Genomic DNA, 20,889 nt, shown 5'->3' with positions numbered 1-20,889 from the left:
ATTAGGGTTGTATTTTATCCCACCCGGCAGCGTTATACCATGCGATAGATGACTGACAGTATCTGTCCCACGTATAACTGATATTTCTGCCGGGGAAATACATGCCCATACCACAATAACGTGTAGCATCTATTTTCAGTGTTACAAACGGATATTCTTCTCCATTCAGGCAATTCTTTGCTACAACAGCTTGAGACAAACTGTTTTCTACTGTAGCTGGAATAGTACCTCCATTAAGTTGTTTGATAAAATCGAGTAAGTCGAATGAGAAGTTTTTATATTTTTCGTAACCGTATTGTTGTATCTGAGTATAGTCGAGTGTACTTAATTCGGACTGGTGCTCCTTTAGCTCTGCCTTTATAGCCTGAGCTACATTTTCCATTGCAGTGCAGTCTACTGCTGCGTATGTTCCCCACCATCTGTTTTCCTTATTGTATTGTACGGTTTCATTACAAACCTTTGCATAATCTATATCACTTTCGTATAAACCGGTGAAAAAGCGGTTATAAGGAAATCCTGCAGCAGGAGTTTCCATTACTGAGGCAATACAGTAGTGGGTAGCATTGCGTAATTCATAAAAGACTTCAGCTGTCCCCATCATACAGGCATCGAACAGCGTAAAGTCGAGATTATTTTCAGGAAAACTTTGTTCCAGAGTAGTTGCAAGTTCGGGTATGTCAATGGTATTACTTTCCACTCCGTCCCATCCAAAAGAAAATGTACTTATTGCGTTAGGAGATGGAAGCCATCCACTGGCATGAGATCCCAAGATCAATCCGTATGATTCTGCTTGTGCTATGTCTTGCATCATACGAAGATTTTCTGCCATGATAAAAGGATCGGTTGCAATTCCTATTGATGCCTGATGATGAACGGCCTGCAATATAACGTTTTCTGAAGTAAGCGAAGAACCACTTAATATTGTTTGTCCGTTTATTCTTCCATATCCGTCGGTTGTGAACTCAAGTATCTCTGCCGTTTTCATGTACTGGTTGCTTTCTGATGGTTTGTAGTAAATTACCAGTGTACAATTATCCTTGGCTGTAGAAAGACTTTCGTACATCCATTGTATATTTTGCATAATAAGCCCATCGAGATTATTGTTGGCTACCATATAGGCAAGTACGGCACGTTTTGCACGGACAGGCTGATGATGTTCGGGAATTTCATCAGAACAAGCAACCAGAATTAAGGTCGAAACAATATATAGCAGGATTTTTTTCATGCTTAATAATATAATTCGGCTTTCTTGAAGATAAATTCAGAATCAACCTCTAATACCACGATACTTTTATTCTTCTGATATTTTTCCTTCAGCTTGTTTATTTCTTTTTGCAGATTTTTCTTTTTCCGGTTGAAATAAACGAAGCAAGTGCGGTTTTTTAACTGTTTGTTTGACTCCAGATAATCTTTAAGCTGCATGCTGTATTCTGCACGTCCGACAAGCAGATCCTTATCATCAACAGCAGCACTGTCTACGTACTGTATATTAGTAAAGTAAACCAAAGAATCTGAAAATGATGCAGAAACTCCTGTAATGTAAACACCGTATTTATGTTTGTCTTTTGGTGATTTTGCCAGCGCAGGGAAAATTGCAGACGCAACCAATAAAAGGCAGAGTAATTTAAGATATTTCATGATTTAGTTTATTTTAGGTCACAAAAATAGATATTTGCGATAATATATGAAAAAGGAATAGAGAAAATTAACAAAGAAAAACGCATGGATATAAAAAAAGATGCAATAGTGTGGCGCTCTGCCCACTGTTGCATCCTGTTTTGTTTTCGGAAACGATCTTTATCTTATTACCCTAAATAAGATTTGAGCAACTTGCTACGAGAATTTTGTCTTAATCTTCTGATAGCTTTTTCTTTAATCTGGCGTACGCGCTCACGTGTGAGGCCGAATTTATCGCCGATTTCTTCCAACGTCATTTCTTGCGTGTTAATACCGAAAAACATTTGGATAATATCCTTTTCTCTTTCGGTTAGCGTAGAAAGTGCTCTGTCGATTTCCCTCGAAAGTGATTCATTAACCAGCGAACGGTCCGCCATTGGAGAGTCGTCGTTTACAAGGACATCCAGCAAGCTGTTGTCTTCTCCTTCTACGAAAGGAGCATCTACAGAAATGTGGCGTCCTGAAACTTTCAGCGTATCTGAAATTTTATCTACCGGAATCTCAAGTTCGTCTGCTAGTTCTTCCGGTGAAGGACGACGTTCGTTTTCTTGTTCGAACTTAGAGAATGCCTTACTGATTTTGTTCAGTGAACCAACTTGATTCAACGGTAAACGTACGATTCGCGATTGTTCTGCCAAAGCTTGAAGAATAGACTGGCGGATCCACCATACAGCATAACTGATAAATTTAAATCCACGAGTTTCGTCAAACTTTTCAGCAGCCTTTATCAAACCTAGATTTCCCTCGTTTATCAAGTCAGGAAGGCTCAAGCCTTGATTTTGGTACTGTTTGGCTACTGATACTACGAATCGCAAGTTGGCACGTGTAAGTTTCTCCAAAGCAATGCGGTCCCCCTTACGAATACGCTGAGCGAGTTCTACTTCTTCTTCAACCGTAATCAGGTCCTCGCGACCGATTTCCTGCAAATACTTATCAAGAGAAGCACTCTCTCGGTTAGTGATACTTTTGGTAATCTTTAGTTGTCTCATTATTATACACCGAATTTGGCTACAAAAATACTAAAAAACTTTCATATAGCGATTCTTTCATTAAGAAAGATTAAACATAAAGCTAAAAATATTCGGATAATTTTCAGGGATTTTGTCGTGTTTTTATTGAAAAAACGTCAGATTTTTTGAGAATGAAGACACTTTTCTCTTTTATTCTTTAAAATTCAGAGTTAATTGGATCCATTTTTCTTTATTGCTTTCTGTAAATTGAGATTCTTCTTCTTTGGGGTTAGAAACGGAGAGTCCGAGAAGCCGTATAGGATGTTGCTCGTAGTCTACTTCCGCAAGTAATTGTTTGGACAGCGGAAGGATATCTTGCAAAGTATGCAACTGTTTGTTAACACTAATACTGCGTGTAATCTGAGTAAAATCGTGAAATTTTACTTTCAGTGTAAGTGTACTGCCTTGAAAATCTTTGGCTTTAAGCCGTTCTGCCAATTCGCATGCGACATGGTACAGTTCTATGATAACAGATGATTTGAGTGATATGTCTTTTTCGAGTGTGTGCTCACATCCTATTGATTTCCGGATACGTATAGCTTCAACCGGACGATTATCTATGCCTCGGGCAAAGTCGTAATATACTTGCCCCATTTTCCCAAATTGCCTTGTCAACATTTCTAGTGAACAGTTACGAAGCGTACTTCCATTGTAGATTCCCAATGTATGCATCTTTTTAGCTGTGACAGGTCCTACTCCCCAAAAAGCTTCAATCGGTAATCCGGCAATGAATTCTTCAGCTTGGTTGGGGTGTATAGTACAAAGGCCGTCTGGCTTGCGTAAATCGGAAGCAACTTTGGCCAGGAATTTATTATACGATATTCCGGCAGAGGCTACAAGGTTTAACTCTTTTCGTATCCGGATTTTTATTTCCCGGGCTATATCTACAGCCAGTTTGATGTCTTTTTTATTTTCTGTCACATCCAGAAATGCTTCGTCAAGTGATATCGGTTCAATAATGTCTGTATATTCGTGAAAAATTTCGTGAATCTGTGCCGATACACTTTTGTATACATCCATACGCCCTTCTACGAATATCAGTTCTGGGCAGATTTTTAATGCTTTTACCGATGACATAGCCGAACGCACTCCATACTTGCGTGCTTCGTAACTTGCAGCAGCCACAACTCCTCGTTTCTCTGAATGTCCGACTGCTACAGGCTTACCTTTTAAATCTGGATTGTCACGCTGTTCTACAGAAGCGTAAAATGCATCCATATCTATGTGTATGATTTTCCGGCTCGTGTTCATGTTTTGACGTAAAAGCTCTTTCATGCAAATTTAATGAAAGTTTTTTGGGCTATCATAAAAATCATTTGTACTTTTGTGAGGCTTTGAATAAACTAGCGAGAACAGTCATTATGATGAAAGATGAAATTAAAAAGGCATGTGAGATCATGCAAAAAGGCGGTGTGATACTTTATCCGACTGACACCGTTTGGGGAATAGGCTGCGATGCAACCAATGAGGAAGCTGTAAAGCGAGTATATGAAATTAAGCATAGAGCTGACAGTAAAGCAATGCTGGTACTTGTAGATAGTCCGGTGAAGGTCGATTTTTATGTTAGTGATGTACCTCCTGTTGCTTGGGATTTAATCGAAATGACTACCAAACCTTTTACTATAATTTATGATGGAGCACGTAATTTAGCTCCTAATTTGCTTGCAGAGGATGGCAGTGTGGGTATTCGTGTAACAAATGAAACCTTTTCGAAAGAATTATGTTTCCGCTTTCGTAAAGCGATAGTTTCAACTTCTGCCAATATCAGCGGCCAGCCTGCACCTGCTATTTTTTCTGAGATAAGTGAGGAAATAAAGAATGCGGTAGATTATGTAGTTGATTTTCGTCGTGAAGAAAATGGTCATCCTAAGCCTTCCAGTATTATTAAATTAGGTAAGGGCGGTGTTGTGAAAGTTATAAGAGAATAAAAAATTACGCGTTCGATGAAAACTTCACAAGATAAGTTCGATTTGCTTCAACGTTTTATCCGATGGAGGGAAAAACATATTACAAATAAGCAGTTTATTTTAATATTGAGTTTTCTTGTTGGTATATTTACCGCATTGGCTGCTTATGTGTTGAAGTTTCTTGTAGAATATATAAAGGAGTTCCTGACAGAGAATTTTGACCCTATGGGGGCAAACTGGCTTTATCTGGTATATCCGGTAGCGGGTATTTTTATAACCAGTTTGTTTATCCGTAAGGTGGTACGTGATGATATCAGTCATGGTGTAACTAAGATTCTTTATGCCATATCGCGTAAACAAAGTCGCATTAAACGGCATAATATTTGGTCGTCGGTTTGTGCTTCTGCCATAACTATCGGATGTGGTGGATCTGTAGGAGCTGAGGCGCCGATTGTATTGACAGGATCTGCTATAGGCTCTAATTTGGGAAGTGTTTTCCGTATGGATCACAAGACCTTGATGTTGCTGGTTGGTTGTGGAGCGGCTGGTGCTGTATCTGGTATTTTTAAAGCTCCTATAGCTGGATTAGTATTTACGCTGGAGGTGTTGATGATAGATCTGACGATGGCTTCACTTCTTCCGTTGCTGATAACGAGTGTTACCGCAGCTTCTGTTTCGTATCTGCTTTTGGGTACAGAAGCAATGTTTCAGTTTCATCTGGATTATCCTTTTTCGCTCGAACGCATTCCATATGCCATCGCTTTAGGTATATTTTGTGGCTTGGTTGCTTGGTATTTTACTCGTTCAATGAACTGGATAGAAAATATATTCCGCCGGTATTCCAATCCTTATGTTAAGTTTGTTATTGGTGGAGCTATGCTGAGTATTCTGATATTTCTTTTTCCACCATTATATGGTGAAGGATATGATACCATTAGTTTGTTGTTAAACGGTGAAACCTCGGAAGAGTGGAATACTGTAATGAACAATTCATTGTTTTATGGTAGCACGCATCTGTTGGTCGTATACCTTATTTTGATAATCTTGTTTAAGGTTTTTGCTTCTAGTGCAACAAATGGAGGTGGTGGTTGCGGTGGTATTTTTGCTCCTAGTCTGTTTTTGGGATGTATATCGGGGTTTGTCTTTTCGTATGTATGTAATGAGTTCCATATCGGAAATACATATATTCCGGAAAAGAATTTTGCTCTGATGGGAATGGCTGGTCTGATGTCGGGAGTTATGCATGCTCCACTGACGGGTATTTTCTTGATTGCAGAACTGACAGGTGGATATGATTTGTTTCTTCCGCTAATGATTGTTTCTGTATGTGCCTATCTGACTATCATCGTATTTGAGCCTCATAGTATTTATTCTATGCGTCTGGCAAAAACAGGCGAGCTGATAACCCATCATAAAGATAAGGCGGTATTGACACTGATGAATATGGAGAGTATTGTGGAAACAGATTTTCTGAAAGTACGTCCTGATATGGATTTAGGTGAGATGGTGAAGCGTATTTCTCAATCTAGCCGTAACCTTTTTCCTGTGGTTGATGTAAATGATGAACTAATTGGTATAGTAGTTCTTGATGATATTCGTAATATTATTTTCCGTCAGGAATTATATCACCGTTTCCGGGTAGAAAGTTTTATGAAGCCTCCTAAAGCACCTATTATTAGTACAGACTCTATGGAAGTTGTGATGAAGAAGTTTGACCAGACGGGGGCCTGGAACTTACCTGTAGTTGATGAGGATAATAAGTATATTGGGTTTGTTTCGAAATCAAAAATGTTGAATACCTATCGTCAGGTATTGGTGGATATTTCAGCTGAATAAAAAGTACAAGACTTATGGATAAGAAGGATTTGAGAATTGTATATATGGGAACTCCCGAGTTTGCAGTGGAAAGTTTAAAAAGACTGGTAGAGGGAGGATATAATATAGTAGGTGTCATCACGATGCCTGATAAACCGATGGGGCGTCACGGAAGTGTATTGCAACCGAGTCCGGTAAAACAATATGCGGTTTCCCAAGGTTTAAAAGTGCTACAGCCTGAAAAATTAAAAAATGAAGAGTTTGTAGCAGAACTTCGGAGCCTGAATGCTGACTTACAGATTGTGGTCGCTTTTCGTATGTTGCCTGAAGTCGTATGGAGTATGCCGCGTTTGGGTACGTTTAATCTTCATGCTTCATTGCTTCCTCAATACCGTGGGGCAGCTCCGATAAATTGGGCTGTGATAAATGGAGATACCGAAACTGGTATTACAACCTTTTTCCTGAAGCATGAAATTGATACAGGAGAGATTATAGATCAGGTCCGTGTACCTATAGCTGATACTGATAATGTGGAGGTTGTTTATGAACGTTTGATGCGTTTGGGAGGTGATTTGGTTTTGAAGACTGTGGATGCTATTCTGGAAGGTTCTGTAAAAACAATTCCACAAGAAGAATTGGCTCAGGTTGGTGAACTTCGTCCTGCTCCAAAGATATTTAAAGAAACCTGTCGTATCGATTGGACAATAGGCGTGAAACGGATCTACGATTTTGTACGTGGTTTATCACCTTATCCAGCTGCATGGACTGAACTTTATCAGGAAGGGACTGATCCTGTTATGCTGAAGATATTTGAAACTGAAAAATTATTCTGTGAACATTCATTGGCTCCGGGTACTATTGTAACCGACTGTAAAACATATTTTAAAATAGCATCGTCTGACGGATATGTGAATGTTCTTTCGTTACAGCTGGCTGGTAAAAAACGTATGGAGATAAATGATTTCTTGCGTGGGTATCGCCATACAGAAAAAGCATATGTGAAGTAATAAAATAAAAAACCATTCAGAACAGCCCGAAAAGAGGGAAGGGGCTGTTACTGAATGGTGCAGAGATATAAACTTAGAAACAACAAGACTCAATATAACGTGACGGATTTTGTTCTGTTTGTGTACCTTGAGAGTTTATTTTAACTATCCATTCTGCACGACTGTTTGCCCCGCTGTCATAGATAATCTTAAATCCCTTACATTTAAACTCATCATAATCAGGGATGCTTTCCAGTGTATATGAAACAATTCCCCACAATCTTTCAGAATAAGTATCTCCTTGATTATTGTGACGGAATTCTACCTGTAGTAACCCATTTTCATCCAGTTGAGTTTCAGAATTTAACACTAGGCTGATTCGGTGGCTGATGTTTGTACTTCCATAATATTCATATTGAATGTTCAGATGTTTCTGACTGATAGAAGCAGCTGTAATTTGAATAGGACTATTGCCAAATACATCTTCTATACCAATTCGTAAGTCATCAGCTTTTTTGGTTAATACTTTGTTTACTCTTACTAGTTCTACCTGCATACCTGTTTTTCCTTCTTTAGTTGTGTTTTCTGTATATTGAAAAACAGCAAGTATTCTTTGCCCCGTAGAATCTGTTTGGGTGGAAGTAATGAATCCGGGGTTAGTCGGAATTAATAATCCATATGAGTCAGATTCTATTGTTATGTCGTTTTCATCTGCATTGACAGTTCCCAGTGTCGGAAAAAAGGTTTCGGGTTCATTATCATCCAGACACGAGGAGAATAATGTGCAGCAGAGTAATATTCCAATAATTTGTTGTAAACAGTTTCGTCGTTTCATGGCTGTTGCTTTTATAATCCGTTTATATAACGGATAAATTTACTTTTTACTGCATCTTAAATTGTTAAAAATAATTTAGAATAAAATTTATTTCTCTTTATGTGCAGTATTTTTGCCGCAAGGACATTTCATATTAAAATGCAGATGAAAGCCGATATGTCAGAGGAAGAATTGTCGTTGCAATGCCAACGGGGAGATATGCGGGCACGCCACACGCTGTATGAGCGCTATGGTGGGTCGCTCATGGCTATATGCCTTCGCTATATCGGTGACCGTGAAACTGCAGAAGATATTTTGCATGATGGTTTCTTGCGTATATTTCAATCTATCAAGCAGTTTTCTTATCAAGGTGAAGGCTCTCTCAAAGCTTGGCTTTCGCGGGTGATGGTAAATGAAGCATTAGGGTACTTGAGGAAGAAGAATACGCAAGTGCAGCAAGAGGTATTGATGACTGAAATACCTGATGTTCCTGATACTGATGACAGTGAGTTGGATGATATACCTCGTTCTGTGTTGATGAAGTTTATATCAGAACTTCCTGATGGTTATCGTACAGTATTCAATTTATATGTATTTGAAGATAAAAGTCATAAAGAAATAGCTTCTTTATTAGGGATAACAGAACATACTTCTTCATCGCAGTTCTATCGTGCAAAAAGCTTATTGATAAAGAAAATTAATGAATATAGAAAAAGGAAACTAGAATGAAAGAGGATGATAAATGGGTAGAAAACCTTCGCAATAAACTGGAGGATTATTCTGAACCTCTTCCCGATGCTTTGTGGGAAAGGTTAGAGGAGGAGTTGTCTGCGCCACGCGTCATTCCAATGTGGAGGACACGTCGCTTTGTTGCAGCTGCTGTTTTGGTCGTAGCCGTTTCGTCGTTGACGTTTTGGTTTATAAATTCTCCTACTGCCGATTATATGCGTAGTAATGAGGCGTTGGTTGAAGAATTAGACTTTTCATCAACTCCTGATGATGAGGTTTTATCTTCTTCTGAAAAGATATTTTCATCAGATAATTCAAAAATGGATTCTTCGGATCCGGTCGTAGCGTCTTCTCCGGCTAAAGTCTGTTTGGCGAAAATCGAGACACCTGAAAATCACAATCAGGAGGTTGTTGCTGAAAGTGAAATAATGTCTATAAAGGAAGAATATAAGGTAGAGGATAAGGAACAAGAAACCGGCAGTACGAATTATGACACTGATAAAAAACGGGCGTATCGTACTTTGGAAGCAGACCGTCGTCAAGTTAAGCGAAACCAAGAAATGCTGGCTATGGGGAAAGGTGAAAAGGACCGTAAGTGGTCGGTTGGTTTGTCTGCAGGAAATACTCCTTATTCTTCATCTCGCTCATTTGGAGGTATGAGCCGTCTGAATAGTCGGTCGCTTTATGCTACTCCTATAAATATGGGAGCCGTTTCTGAAAGTGATGAACAGACTGCTTATAGTCAGGTATTGCTTAATAATCGTGATTGCAGTTCTACTACAGATGTGAAACATAAAATGCCGGTAACAGTAGGTCTCTCGATAAAGTGGAATATTACTCGCGAATGGGCATTGGAAACTGGAATGAATTATACAATGCTTTCTTCGGAATTGCATTCCGGTTCAGGTTCATATATCGAAGAACAACAGAAATTGCATTATATAGGAATTCCTTTAAAAGTACATCGCTCAATATGGAATAATCGTTGGTTTTCATTTTATGCATCAGCCGGTGGAATGGTTGAAAAATGTGTATCAGGAAGTATGGATGCTGTATATGTAAACGGAAACTCAAATCGTGAAGTTGAACACACTTCGTTAAAAGTTAATTCTTTGCAATGGTCTGTTTCGGCAGCAGCAGGGGCACAGGTGAATTTTACTAAACACTTAGGATTATATGCTGAACCTGGTATTGCATATTATTTTGATGATGGCAGTCAGATTGAAACGATTCGCAAAGAACATCCATTCAATTTCAATCTTCAGTTTGGTTTGCGTTTCAGCTTTGAATAGAGCTGTTTTTGTTGAGCCTTACCTCTTATCTCGATAAAAATACTTATCTTTGTTCTTAGGAATAAGTTTTTAAAGTATGAAGAGTGAATTGAAAATATCGCCTTCTCTCTTATCTGCAAATTTTGCTAATCTGAAAGAAGATATCGAGAAGATAAACCATAGTGATGCAGACTGGTTGCATATAGATATAATGGATGGGGTTTTTGTTCCAAATATATCTGTTGGATTCCCTGTCTTGAAATATGTGGCAGAGCTGAGTGAAAAACCATTGGATGTACATTTGATGATAGTGCAACCGGAGAAATTTATTCGAGAGGTAAAAGAACTGGGCACCATGATGATGAATGTACATTATGAGGCGTGTACTCATTTGCATCGTGTGGTGCAGCAGATAAAGGATGCAGGTATGCGTGCAGGAGTAACGTTGAATCCATCCACTCCGGTGTCAATGCTTACTGATATTATCAGTGATGTGGATATGGTGCTGCTGATGAGTGTTAATCCTGGTTTTGGAGGACAGAAATTTATTCCTCATACACTGACAAAAGTACGTGAGCTTCGTGAACTGATAGATCGTAGTGGCTCTCAGGCACTGATAGAGGTCGATGGTGGTGTAAATCTGGAAACTGGTTCACAGCTGGTTGAGGCAGGAGCGGATGTGTTAGTTGCTGGTAATGCAGTTTTTAAAGCTCCCGATATGGTTGACATGATTCGTCGTTTGAAGGAGCTAAAATAATAAAATGGTGAGTTCTCGTTTCACATTTTATCCTTTGTTCCGGTTGTCGGTAGCACTGGCAACCGGAATTTTTTTATCTGATGTGTTTGCTTTAGATGGAACTTACTTGTATGCACTTTGTTTTGTTTTTGTTCTGTCTGTTCTTTTGTCTTCTATATTTTACTTTTCGAAGACTTATCGGATTCGTTTCTTGTTTGGGATATCTGTTAGTCTAAGTTTTTTGCTTCTAGGAGGAATACTATTTGTTATATCATTGGAAAATATACATCACGAGTGGGATTCTGATAAAGCGGTGTATGTTGCTTTCGTATGTGATATTCCTCGTGTGAAAGGCAAGACTATTCAGGCAACTGTCAATGTGGAAAAAGTAAAAGATGTTGCTACAGGAAGTTGGAAACCGGTAAATAAGCAGGTACTTCTTTATTGGATGCCTGATTCTATGCAACCTCCATTACAATGTGGTGATCGAATGTGCTTTCGTGCACATGTCGGGATACCTATGTCTGATGCAGATTTTACGGGATTTGATTATGGACAATATCTTCAGCGACAGGGGATAAGTGGAACGGCAATAGTCTACTCCGGATATTGGCGTAAACTGCTTCGGCCAAGTACTCCAACATTTAAGATGCAGGCTTTGATGCTTCGAGAACAAATCATTAAAAAGTTTCGTACATGGAATTTGGAAGATGATGTGTTGGCTATAATATCGGCACTTACTGTAGGTGATAAATCAAAACTTACTCGTGAGATAAAAGCTACATACAATGCAGCTGGGGTTAGTCATATTCTTGCGCTTTCCGGTTTGCATATTGGTATACTATCGATGATTCTTTCGTGGCTGTTCTATCCTTTACGGCGGGTTTGTGGCGGAAAATGGATTGCAAGTTTTCTCATTGTCGGACTTTTGTGGGGATTTGTTTTCTTGTCTGGGCTGAGTCCTTCGGTAATAAGGGCGGTCACAATGTTTTCTGCGTATGTGGTAGCTTCTATCTTTTCAGAGGATCGCTTCTCGGGTTTTTCAGCTTTAACTTTGACAGCTTTTATAATGTTGATATACCAGCCCATGTATTTGTTTGATGTCGGTTTTCAGTTATCATTTATGGCTGTATTGGGCATTTTCTTATTTTATCCATTAATTGATAGTTTATTTGTAGTGCGAAATAAAATTGTTGCTTACTTGTGGAACATTATTTCTCTTTCTCTTGCTGCCCAATTAGCAACACTGCCACTTATATTATATTATTTTGGAACATTCCCGGTTTATTTTTTGCTATCTAATCTTGTTGTTGCTCCAATAGCTGTTTTTATCCTGTCGGCTACGCTGCTGGCATTGGCACTTGGGGTGTTTCCTGTAGTTGCAAACTTTGTGGTACAGGGATTGGATTTTGCAGTACGGACTTTGAATGAGGTAATGGAGCAGATACAACATTGGTCGGGAGCACAAATTACATCTGCCTATCTTTCGGTATGGCAGGCATGGTTACTTGCTGTTGCAATAGTGACTTTATGGAGGTATGTTGTCTGTCGTAATGCACGTAGGCTGATTGTATTTCTACTGACTGTAAATGTTTTGATAGTGTCCTTTTTGTGGAAACAAAGGGAGCTGGCTGGTACTTATATTTATTTGTCTCGTGCTGGAGTTTATACCAAATACGACAGAGATATTAATGAGTTGTCTTCTGCATCATGTATCTATAAGGTTAGAGATATTTGTATTGTTTTGGTCGATAATAATAAATGGAGAAAACAAAAGGCACTTTCTCCTTTGCATGTAGATTATGCTTATATATGCCGTGGATTTTATGGTTCTGTAGCTGATCTCAAACGGTTGTTTCAGATAAAACAAGTTGTTTTAGATACTTCGTTAGAAGACTCATATCGGGAAAAATTGAAACGAGAATGTGAATTCTATGGGTTGAATTATATAGATATGTCAGAAAAAGGTTCTTACGCTATTCTTCTGTAGATTAAGAATTAATTTGTATTTTTGCCATTCAATTTAATTCGTTTTTTTATGTTGACAAAAGTTATACTTCAAGCCAATATTGATAAGGTTGCTAAATATTTTGAACGTGCTGACAAGATAGTTATTGTAACTCATGTATCTCCTGATGGTGATGCTTTGGGCTCTTCGTTAGGATTACTTCATTTTCTGGAAACACAAGAGAAAAATGTACATATAATTGTCCCTAATGCTTTTCCTGATTTCTTACGTTGGATGCCTGGGGCAAAAGATATTATCCGCTATGACAAATATTCGGAATTTGCCGATAAACTGATAGCTGAAGCCGACGTAATTTGCTGTTTGGATTTCAATGCTTTATCGCGTATTGACGCAATGGCCAAACCTGTTGCTGCTTCTGCTGGGCGTAAGGTGTTGATCGATCATCATTTGAATCCAGAAGACTTCTGTCGTGTAACTATATCTCATCCTGAGATTTCTTCAACCTCTGAATTAATTTTTCGTTTGATTTGTCGGATGGGTAATTTTGAAGATATAACTCGTGAAGGAGCTGAATGTATTTATACTGGTATGATGACTGATACGGGAGGATTTACTTATAATTCGAATAGCCGTGAGATTTATTTTATCATTAGCGAATTATTATCAAAAGGTATCGATAAGGATGAAATTTACCGTAAGGTCTTCAATACATATTCGGAAGATCGTTTACGCCTTATGGGGTATATTTTATATGATAAAATGCAGGTCTTCCCTCGCTTTCATGCTGCATTGATATGGCTTACCAAAGATGAGCAGAGTAAGTTTCATTATGTGAAAGGAGATACTGAAGGATTTGTCAATATTCCACTGCAGATGAAGGGAGTTTGTTTTTCAGTTTTTCTCCGTGAAGATACTGAAAAAAATATGATAAAGGTATCATTACGATCTGTAGGAACCTTCCCTTGTAATAAAGTCGCATCCGAATTTTTTAACGGAGGTGGACATCTGAATGCTTCTGGTGGAGAATTCTATGGAACGATGGATGAGGCTATTGAACTGTTTAAGCAGGCATTGGTGAAATATGAGGACTTGCTTAATAAGTAAAATCAGGAATTGATTTGGACTATATATTTCTTTTTTAAGCAGATCATAGAATATACTGTCATAATTCAGTCTTAAAATGAAACTTAACTTTAAATGAAAATATGAAAAAACTAAAAGTACTGGTTTGGAGTATGTGTCTTGTGTTAGGGGCATGTGCAGTGAAGCCGACTACTGAAGTGTATACGTCGGAAAGAGGAACACAGTGGGAATGGAATAAAGGTACAATTGTCGTGCATACACCAGAAAGACCTGCTGGTCAGAAAAGTGTATTGGGACTGACTGTGCCTAAAATGGACGTCGTTCGTGTTGGTTTTGTTGGGCTAGGTATGAGAGGACCTGGTGCTGTTGAACGTTTTACACATATTCCCGGTACTCAGATTGTTGCCTTATGTGATTATGAACAGAAACGTGCAGAAGATTGCCAGAAATACTTGAAGGCAGCATCTTTGCCTAAAGCTGCTATTTATTCAGGTGAGAAAGGCTATGAAGAGTTGTGTAAACGCGATGACATCGATCTGGTTTATATAGCTGCCGACTGGCTACATCATTTTCCTGTTGCAAAATGTGCCTTGGAGCATGGTAAGAATGTTGCTGTAGAAGTTCCTTCAGCTATGAATCTGAAAGAATGCTGGGCTTTGATCAATTTGAGTGAAACAAGTCGTAGACATTGCTTTATTTTGGAGAACTGCTGTTATGACTGGTTTGAGATGAATACCTTGAATATGGCTCAGCAGGGAGTGTTTGGTGAGGTAATTCGTGCGCAGGGAGCTTATATCCATAATTTGGAAGCTTTTTGGGATTATTACTGGAAAAACGGTAAAGAGGATAAGTTAGGATGGCGTCTGGATTATAATATGAGACATCGTGGTGACGTGTATGCTACTCACGGACTTGGTCCTGTAGCACAGGCTCTTGACATTCATCGTGGCGATCGTATGGCGACATTGGTGGCTATGGATACAAAGTCGGTAGTAGGTAAGTCTTTGGTGGAAGAACGTACAGATTCTGTATGCAATAACTTTCGTAATGGTGACCATACGACAACGCTGATTCGTACTGCTAAAGGAAAAGTTATCGAGATACAGCATAATGTAATGACTCCACAACCTTATAACCGTTTATATCAACTGACTGGTACAAAGGGTTTTGCTAACAAATATCCGGTTGAAGGATATGCACTTGACGCTAAACAATTGGCAGCTTCGGGAGTGCAACCTAAATTGGACGATCTTAGCTCACATGGCTTTTTGCCGCAAAAGGAAATGGAAGCTTTGGTAGAAAAATATCAGCATCCTATTCTGAAAAAATATGGAGAGATGGCAAAAGAAGTTGGTGGACATGGAGGTATGGATTTTATTATGGACAGTCGTCTTGTGTACTGCCTTCAGAATGGATTGCCATTGGATATGGATGTATACGATTTGGCTGAGTGGTGCTGCTTGGCTGAGTTGGGAGAACTATCTATGGATAACGGTTGTGCTGCGGTAGAATTTCCTGATTTTACACGTGGAGAGTGGAATGTAGTAAAAGGTTATAAGCATGCGTTTGCTAGTCCTGAGGACGAAGCTGCAACTGCTAAAAAAGCCGCTGAAATTACTGCAAAACTGAAACAACAGGGAGCAAAAGAATGGGCAAATAACGAATAATCAAGATAGCGTGAACTGATGGAGATTTTAACTAGCATAATTTCTCATTTCCCCGAGGCTGGTGAAGTGAAAAAAATAAGTCCGTTGACTTCCGGTTTAATAAATAAGACTTATCTCGTGCAGACACTTGATGATTCTGCCTCTGATTATATATTGCAGTGCATCAATCATCAAGTCTTTACTGATGTTGATATGCTTCAGCATAATATAGAAGTTATAACAGCTCATATCCGTAAAAAGTTAGAAGAAAAACAGACAAAAGATATAGATAGGAAAGTGCTTCGCTTTTTGAAGTCGGATACCGGGAAAACATATTATTTTGATGGCGAAAAATATTGGCGGATGTGTGTCTTTATTCCGGATTCCCGTACACTGGATGCTGTTACCCCAGAATCTTCTTATCTGGTAGGCTTGAAGTTTGGTGAGTTTGAGGCAATGCTTACAGATTTGCCAGAACCATTGGGGGAAACGATTCCTGATTTTCATAATATGAAATTTAGGATGCAACAATTGCGTGAAGCTGTGCAGAAAGATGCTGTAGGACGTATGGAAAAAGTACGTTGTCTCGTGGATGAGATAGAGCGTGATGCTGATGAAATGTGTTGTGCAGAACGTCTGTTTCAAGAAGGAAAATTACCAAAACGTATTTGCCATTGTGATACGAAAGTAAGCAATATGTTGTTTGATGATAAAGGGGAGGTATTATGCGTAATCGATTTGGATACAGTTATGCCAAGTTTCGTATTTTCCGATTTTGGTGATTTTTTGCGTTCTGCAGCTAATACAGCTCCTGAGGATGAGCCGGATTTAAACAAAATACATTTCAGATTCGATATTTTTCAGGCTTTTGCCAAAGGATATATTGAATCAGCCAGAAGTTTTCTGACACCTGTTGAAATAGAGTTGTTACCTTATGCCGTAACCTTGTTCCCGTACATGCAGGCGGTACGTTTTCTGGCCGATTATATCAACGGTGATACCTATTATCAGATAAAATACGCCGAACATAATTATGTACGTACATTGGCACAATATACATTGTATCAGGAAACAAGACGTGCTATGCCAAAGATGAAGGCATATATCGCATCCTTGATGAAGTAATGTTTCTTGTCTATACAGGAAACATTACTTCTGTATTTCTTGATTATTTTATTTTTGCCTATATTTGTGCTTTGGAAAATCTAGTTCTTTATCGAGAAATGATATATGGAGATAAAAGTATAATTAATAATTAAATTTTGTGAATATGAAAATTTTAAAGAAAATTTCAAGGAATGTTTTAAGTGTTGTTCTTTTATATATTTTGACTGCTTGTACAAATGAAAGTCTTGTTGAAGAACATAATGAAGTAGCTTCTTATTTGGAAAAGGGTGTTTATACTTTTTTTTATCATGGGAAATCATATTCTAGTGAATATGTAGTTTTACAAGATTCTAGTTGTCTTTTTAAAAATAAAGAAGTTGCAAATTTGATGGAATATTATAAATCTGCTCCTGAGGTAGCTGTTTTAGTTTTAAATAATGGAGGCTATGAGTATTTTGATTCGGAGAAAGAATTGAATGATAGTTTATCTGTTAGAACAAAATTAGAAGGAGCTTTATCACGTAGTAGTGTTAATTTTCTTAAAGATGCGAGTGTCACGATATATGAAGATACAGGTTTTAAGGGAAGAAATTATACTTATAGTTCAACAGCCGAAAATCTTCCGTTTGAAAAATCATCTTTATGGGATATTAATATGAATGATAAAATTTCGGCCTTTAAATTTACTAGTTCTTATAAATCAGGTTCTATATGGGATAAAGGTACTCCAAGTTGTAGATTAACATTTTATTCTGATACTGATTTTCAGCAATTTAGCTTGACATATGTGGTTAATTCTGATCATCCATATATAGAACATGGAAAATTGAAAGATGTCAAGCCATTTGGCCCTTATTTTAAAAAGAATTGGAATGATAAAATAAGTTCTTTTAATTTGAAATAAAATTTTTTTAATGTTAAGAGATAGCTTTATATTCGAAGTCTATAATTTTATTTTAAATATAGAACTGGCTTTTGTAAAATAATTTATTTGATATAAAATGATGAGAGGAGTTTACATATTATTGATAAGTATAGTAGTATGTAGTTGCTTGCAAAGTTGTGATAATGGCAAGACTTATGCTGAAATGAAAGAAGATGAAGCCGATGCGATTCACGCATGGATTCTGAGTCATAATTATCAGATCATCAGCGAGAGAGATTTTTACAACCAGGATACGGTCACAAATGAAAATCAGTTTGTGCTGTTCGAGGAGAGTGGCGTTTACATGAATATCATGTGCAAAGGTCCTAATGGTGAAAATGGTGAAGTCTTAAAGGAAGGGTCACATGAGATTCTTTCTCGCTTCGTGGAAGTGGCTGTTCAGTCGCGTGATGAATTAGAATTTAGTGTTGGGGATACTCTTTTATGGAACATGGGAAATACAGGCAATTCGACTTTGGAACTGTTTCCAGAAGAATATAAATTAACAATTAGTTCTAGTTCTTATTCTGCAGCATTCCAGACTTCAAGAGAATATAGTATGGCGAGTATTTATGGTACAACATCAGTACCTTCTGGTTGGCTTGTTCCTTTAAAATATTTGAAGCCGGGTCGTACTACTTCTTCTGAAAAAGTGGCGCGTGTACGTCTGATTGTTCCACACGGACAAGGAACCAGTAAGGCATCGCAGTATGTATATCCTTGCTATTACGAGATAACTTATAATTTAGGTAAATAATGACACTGATTAAATCTATATCTGGCATCCGGGGTACTATCGGAGGAAAAGCGGGAGAAGGATTAAATCCGCTGGATATCGTAAAGTTTACTTCGGCTTATGCCACGCTGATTCGTCGTACATCGACGGTTGGCAGCAACAAGATTGTTGTAGGACGTGATGCCCGTATTTCTGGCGAGATGGTAAAGAATGTAGTTTGTGGTACATTGATGGGAATGGGTTTCGATGTAGTGAACATCGGTCTGGCTTCAACTCCTACTACAGAACTGGCTGTTACAATGGCTGGTGCATGTGGAGGTATTATTCTTACTGCAAGTCATAATCCCAAACAGTGGAATGCATTGAAACTGTTAAATGAGCATGGAGAATTCTTAAATGCGGCAGAAGGTGAAGAGGTGCTTCGTATTGCAGAAGCGGAGGCTTTTGAATATGCTGATATTGATCATATTGGCTCTTATGTAGAAGATAATACATATAATGAGAAGCATATTGAAAGTGTATTAGCTTTGAAATTAGTTGATGTAGAAGCTATACGACGTGCGAATTTCCGCGTAGCAATAGATTGTGTTAATTCTGTAGGTGGTATTATTCTTCCAGAATTGCTTCATCGTTTAGGAGTACAGCATGTAGAAAAGTTATATTGTGAACCTACGGGAAATTTCCAGCATAACCCAGAGCCGCTTGAGAAGAATTTGGGAGATATAATGAATCTGATGAAGGGCGGAAAGGCAGATGTGGCATTTGTTGTCGATCCGGATGTAGACCGTCTTGCTATGATCTGTGAAGATGGAACGATGTATGGTGAAGAATATACATTGGTAACTGTTGCCGATTATGTTTTGAAGCATACGCCAGGAAATACGGTTTCTAATTTGAGTTCTACACGTGCTTTGCGTGATGTAACCCGTAAATATGGTATGCAATATAATGCAGCTGCAGTGGGTGAAGTGAATGTAGTTACGAAGATGAAAGAAACAAATGCTGTAATCGGTGGTGAAGGAAATGGTGGGGTGATTTATCCAGAATCACATTATGGACGTGATGCACTGGTTGGAATTGCTCTTTTCTTAAGTCATTTGGCGCATGAAGGCAAAAAGGTTTCTGAGTTGCGTGCTTCTTATCCCAATTATTATATTGCTAAGAACCGTATTGATCTTACACCGCAAACTGATGTTGATGCAATATTGGCAAAAGTGAAAGATCTCTATAAAGCAGAGGAGATAAATGATATAGACGGTGTAAAGATTGATTTCCCGGATAAATGGGTTCATTTACGTAAGAGTAATACAGAACCGATTATTCGTGTCTATTCAGAGGCTGCGACAATGGAAGCTGCTGATGAATTAGGAAAACAGATTATGGATATCGTATATAGTTTAGCGAAATAAAAGCGAAGGAAAAAGTGTGATGCGAATTTTCGTGTCACACTTTTATTTTGTCAAGAAGAATAAGATTATCTATATAAAAATAAAAAAGACACCCAGGAGTGGAAGCCTCCCAAATGCCTTATATCTGCGCTTTTAAGCTTTGTAGCGGGACCCGGGATTGAACCGGGGACCTCATGATTATGAATCATGCGCTCTAACCAGCTGAGCTATCCCGCCATTTGCAATTGATTTTTTTGAGTAGCGGGACCCGGGATTGAACCGGGGACCTCATGATTATGAATCATGCGCTCTAACCAGCTGAGCTATCCCGCCATTTCGCAATCGATTTTTTGAGTAGCGGGACCCGGGATTGAACCGGGGACCTCATGATTATGAATCATGCGCTCTAACCAGCTGAGCTATCCCGCCATTTGTTTTTCGTTTGCGGGTGCAAAGGTAAGTTAAGTTTTTGAATTGTGCAAGATGCTTGAGCGTTTTTTGGGGATTTTATGTATATTTCTTTAGCCTGTAAAGATTTTTTCGAGTCATTTGGCAAAAAAATATCTTTCATTATCTAGTATATGAAAAAAATAGTTTATTTTGCCTCCGTAATCTTTAATACCTTAATAAAACAATAGTATGGAATCTATGAAAAAGAAAATACGTATTGAGTATCCACTCAATCCAGCTTCAGGAAGTATTTTATGGGGGGCTATCAGTACTCCTTCTGGTTTGCAGAGATGGTTTGCTGATAATGTTTCAAAAATAAATAAGACTTATACCTTCAAATGGGGAAAAACAGAAACACGTAATGCTGAAATTCTTAATCAGCGTACAGAATCCTTCATTCGTTTTCATTGGATAGATGATGATCCCAAAACATATTTTGAGCTGAAAATTCATTATAATGAACTTACTAAAGATCATCTCCTGGAAGTTACCGATTTTGCAGTTCCGGGTGAAGAAGAAGATACCAGAAACCTGTGGAATTCTCAAATAGAAATTTTAAGAAGGATATGTGGGGTATAATTCCAAAAATAATGTAAAAACATCATTACCTCTCCGTTTTTTATGCTACTTTTGTGCGCTG

19 protein-coding genes and 3 tRNA genes are annotated in these 20,889 nt (G+C 38.2%); 14 read left to right on the top strand and 8 right to left on the bottom strand.

Annotation, left to right across the window (positions count from 1 at the left end; genetic code table 11):
* Position 1 precedes the first annotated feature (1 nt).
* The 4 genes from ACDG22_RS14800 to dinB all read right to left on the bottom strand — a co-directional run bounded on the left by ACDG22_RS14800 (position 2) and on the right by dinB (position 3,938).
* Positions 2–1,225, bottom strand: a complete 1,224-nt coding sequence (locus ACDG22_RS14800; RefSeq protein WP_270230545.1) for a clostripain-related cysteine peptidase — start codon at positions 1,223–1,225, stop codon at positions 2–4.
* A 2-nt stretch (positions 1,226–1,227) separates the two neighbouring features.
* Positions 1,228–1,638 carry a hypothetical protein gene (locus ACDG22_RS14795; RefSeq protein WP_178269890.1) on the bottom strand — a complete coding sequence of 137 codons (411 nt, stop codon included), beginning with the start codon at positions 1,636–1,638 and terminating at the stop codon, positions 1,228–1,230.
* A 167-nt stretch (positions 1,639–1,805) separates the two neighbouring features.
* Positions 1,806–2,666, bottom strand: coding sequence for a sigma-70 family RNA polymerase sigma factor (locus ACDG22_RS14790; protein ID WP_007561648.1), 861 nt, complete (start codon positions 2,664–2,666; stop codon positions 1,806–1,808).
* A gap of 171 nt (positions 2,667–2,837) precedes the next feature.
* Positions 2,838–3,938, bottom strand: a complete 1,101-nt coding sequence (gene dinB / locus ACDG22_RS14785) for a DNA polymerase IV (protein ID WP_370859014.1) — start codon at positions 3,936–3,938, stop codon at positions 2,838–2,840.
* A 113-nt stretch (positions 3,939–4,051) separates the two neighbouring features.
* Between dinB and ACDG22_RS14780 the strand changes: the two genes are divergently transcribed.
* From ACDG22_RS14780 to fmt, 3 genes are read left to right on the top strand one after another with little or no spacing between them, the layout of a single operon-like run.
* A complete protein-coding gene (locus ACDG22_RS14780) occupies positions 4,052–4,615 on the top strand; it encodes an L-threonylcarbamoyladenylate synthase (protein WP_040311858.1) in 564 nt (187 codons plus the stop codon).
* Between the two features lie 15 nt (positions 4,616–4,630).
* Complete coding sequence (locus tag ACDG22_RS14775) at positions 4,631–6,430, top strand: chloride channel protein (protein ID WP_007567102.1); 1,800 nt, start codon at positions 4,631–4,633, stop codon at positions 6,428–6,430.
* 14 nt (positions 6,431–6,444) lie between these two features.
* Positions 6,445–7,416 carry a methionyl-tRNA formyltransferase gene (gene fmt, locus ACDG22_RS14770; protein ID WP_007567101.1) on the top strand — a complete coding sequence of 324 codons (972 nt, stop codon included), beginning with the start codon at positions 6,445–6,447 and terminating at the stop codon, positions 7,414–7,416.
* A 73-nt stretch (positions 7,417–7,489) separates the two neighbouring features.
* Here fmt and ACDG22_RS14765 read toward each other — a convergent pair whose 3' ends face one another.
* Positions 7,490–8,230 (bottom strand): NigD1/NigD2 family lipoprotein, encoded by a 741-nt coding sequence (locus tag ACDG22_RS14765; protein WP_370858948.1) that lies wholly within the window; start codon positions 8,228–8,230, stop codon positions 7,490–7,492.
* A 156-nt stretch (positions 8,231–8,386) separates the two neighbouring features.
* Here ACDG22_RS14765 and ACDG22_RS14760 point away from each other — a divergent pair, with 156 nt between their 5' ends.
* From ACDG22_RS14760 to glmM, 10 genes are all read left to right on the top strand, one after another.
* Positions 8,387–8,938, top strand: coding sequence for an RNA polymerase sigma factor (locus ACDG22_RS14760; protein ID WP_118485106.1), 552 nt, complete (start codon positions 8,387–8,389; stop codon positions 8,936–8,938).
* Positions 8,935–10,230, top strand: a complete 1,296-nt coding sequence (locus tag ACDG22_RS14755; protein WP_270212537.1) for a porin family protein — start codon at positions 8,935–8,937, stop codon at positions 10,228–10,230. The genes ACDG22_RS14760 and ACDG22_RS14755 overlap by 4 nt, the downstream gene beginning before the upstream one ends.
* Before the next feature lie 76 nt (positions 10,231–10,306).
* Positions 10,307–10,966: a ribulose-phosphate 3-epimerase gene (gene rpe, locus ACDG22_RS14750; protein WP_270212538.1), complete on the top strand. Its 660-nt coding sequence runs from the start codon at positions 10,307–10,309 to the stop codon at positions 10,964–10,966.
* A 4-nt stretch (positions 10,967–10,970) separates the two neighbouring features.
* Positions 10,971–12,935 (top strand): ComEC/Rec2 family competence protein, encoded by a 1,965-nt coding sequence (locus ACDG22_RS14745; RefSeq protein WP_270230829.1) that lies wholly within the window; start codon positions 10,971–10,973, stop codon positions 12,933–12,935.
* A gap of 48 nt (positions 12,936–12,983) precedes the next feature.
* A complete protein-coding gene (locus ACDG22_RS14740) occupies positions 12,984–14,018 on the top strand; it encodes a DHH family phosphoesterase (protein WP_022124829.1) in 1,035 nt (344 codons plus the stop codon).
* 101 nt (positions 14,019–14,119) lie between these two features.
* Positions 14,120–15,664 carry a Gfo/Idh/MocA family protein gene (locus ACDG22_RS14735; RefSeq protein WP_270230820.1) on the top strand — a complete coding sequence of 515 codons (1,545 nt, stop codon included), beginning with the start codon at positions 14,120–14,122 and terminating at the stop codon, positions 15,662–15,664.
* Between the two features lie 18 nt (positions 15,665–15,682).
* Positions 15,683–16,768 (top strand): phosphotransferase enzyme family protein, encoded by a 1,086-nt coding sequence (locus ACDG22_RS14730; RefSeq protein ID WP_270230819.1) that lies wholly within the window; start codon positions 15,683–15,685, stop codon positions 16,766–16,768.
* A gap of 145 nt (positions 16,769–16,913) precedes the next feature.
* Positions 16,914–17,654 carry a hypothetical protein gene (locus tag ACDG22_RS14725; RefSeq protein ID WP_270668951.1) on the top strand — a complete coding sequence of 247 codons (741 nt, stop codon included), beginning with the start codon at positions 16,914–16,916 and terminating at the stop codon, positions 17,652–17,654.
* Positions 17,655–17,754: 100 nt separating this feature from the next.
* Positions 17,755–18,432 carry a DUF4827 domain-containing protein gene (locus ACDG22_RS14720; protein ID WP_270230994.1) on the top strand — a complete coding sequence of 226 codons (678 nt, stop codon included), beginning with the start codon at positions 17,755–17,757 and terminating at the stop codon, positions 18,430–18,432.
* On the top strand, positions 18,432–19,820 hold the full coding sequence (gene glmM, locus ACDG22_RS14715; RefSeq protein ID WP_270230991.1) for a phosphoglucosamine mutase: 1,389 nt from the start codon (positions 18,432–18,434) through the stop codon (positions 19,818–19,820). Before ACDG22_RS14720 ends, glmM begins: the two co-directional genes overlap by 1 nt.
* Positions 19,821–19,962: 142 nt before the next feature.
* Here glmM and ACDG22_RS14710 read toward each other — a convergent pair.
* From ACDG22_RS14710 to ACDG22_RS14700, 3 genes are all read right to left on the bottom strand, one after another.
* Positions 19,963–20,036, bottom strand: a tRNA-Met gene (locus ACDG22_RS14710).
* A 22-nt stretch (positions 20,037–20,058) separates the two neighbouring features.
* Positions 20,059–20,132 (bottom strand) — tRNA-Met (locus ACDG22_RS14705).
* A gap of 22 nt (positions 20,133–20,154) precedes the next feature.
* A tRNA-Met gene (locus ACDG22_RS14700) sits at positions 20,155–20,228 on the bottom strand.
* Positions 20,229–20,447: 219 nt separating this feature from the next.
* Here ACDG22_RS14700 and ACDG22_RS14695 point away from each other — a divergent pair.
* Positions 20,448–20,828: an START-like domain-containing protein gene (locus ACDG22_RS14695; protein ID WP_270230995.1), complete on the top strand. Its 381-nt coding sequence runs from the start codon at positions 20,448–20,450 to the stop codon at positions 20,826–20,828.
* The last annotated feature ends 61 nt before the right edge of the window (positions 20,829–20,889 follow it).

Origin of the sequence: Phocaeicola coprocola (genome assembly GCF_041333015.1) — a bacterium.
In the GTDB taxonomy this organism is placed as follows: domain Bacteria; phylum Bacteroidota; class Bacteroidia; order Bacteroidales; family Bacteroidaceae; genus Phocaeicola; species Phocaeicola coprocola.
The sequence above is the reverse complement of the archived record's forward strand: the minus strand, read 5'-3'. Positions and strand labels throughout refer to the sequence as shown.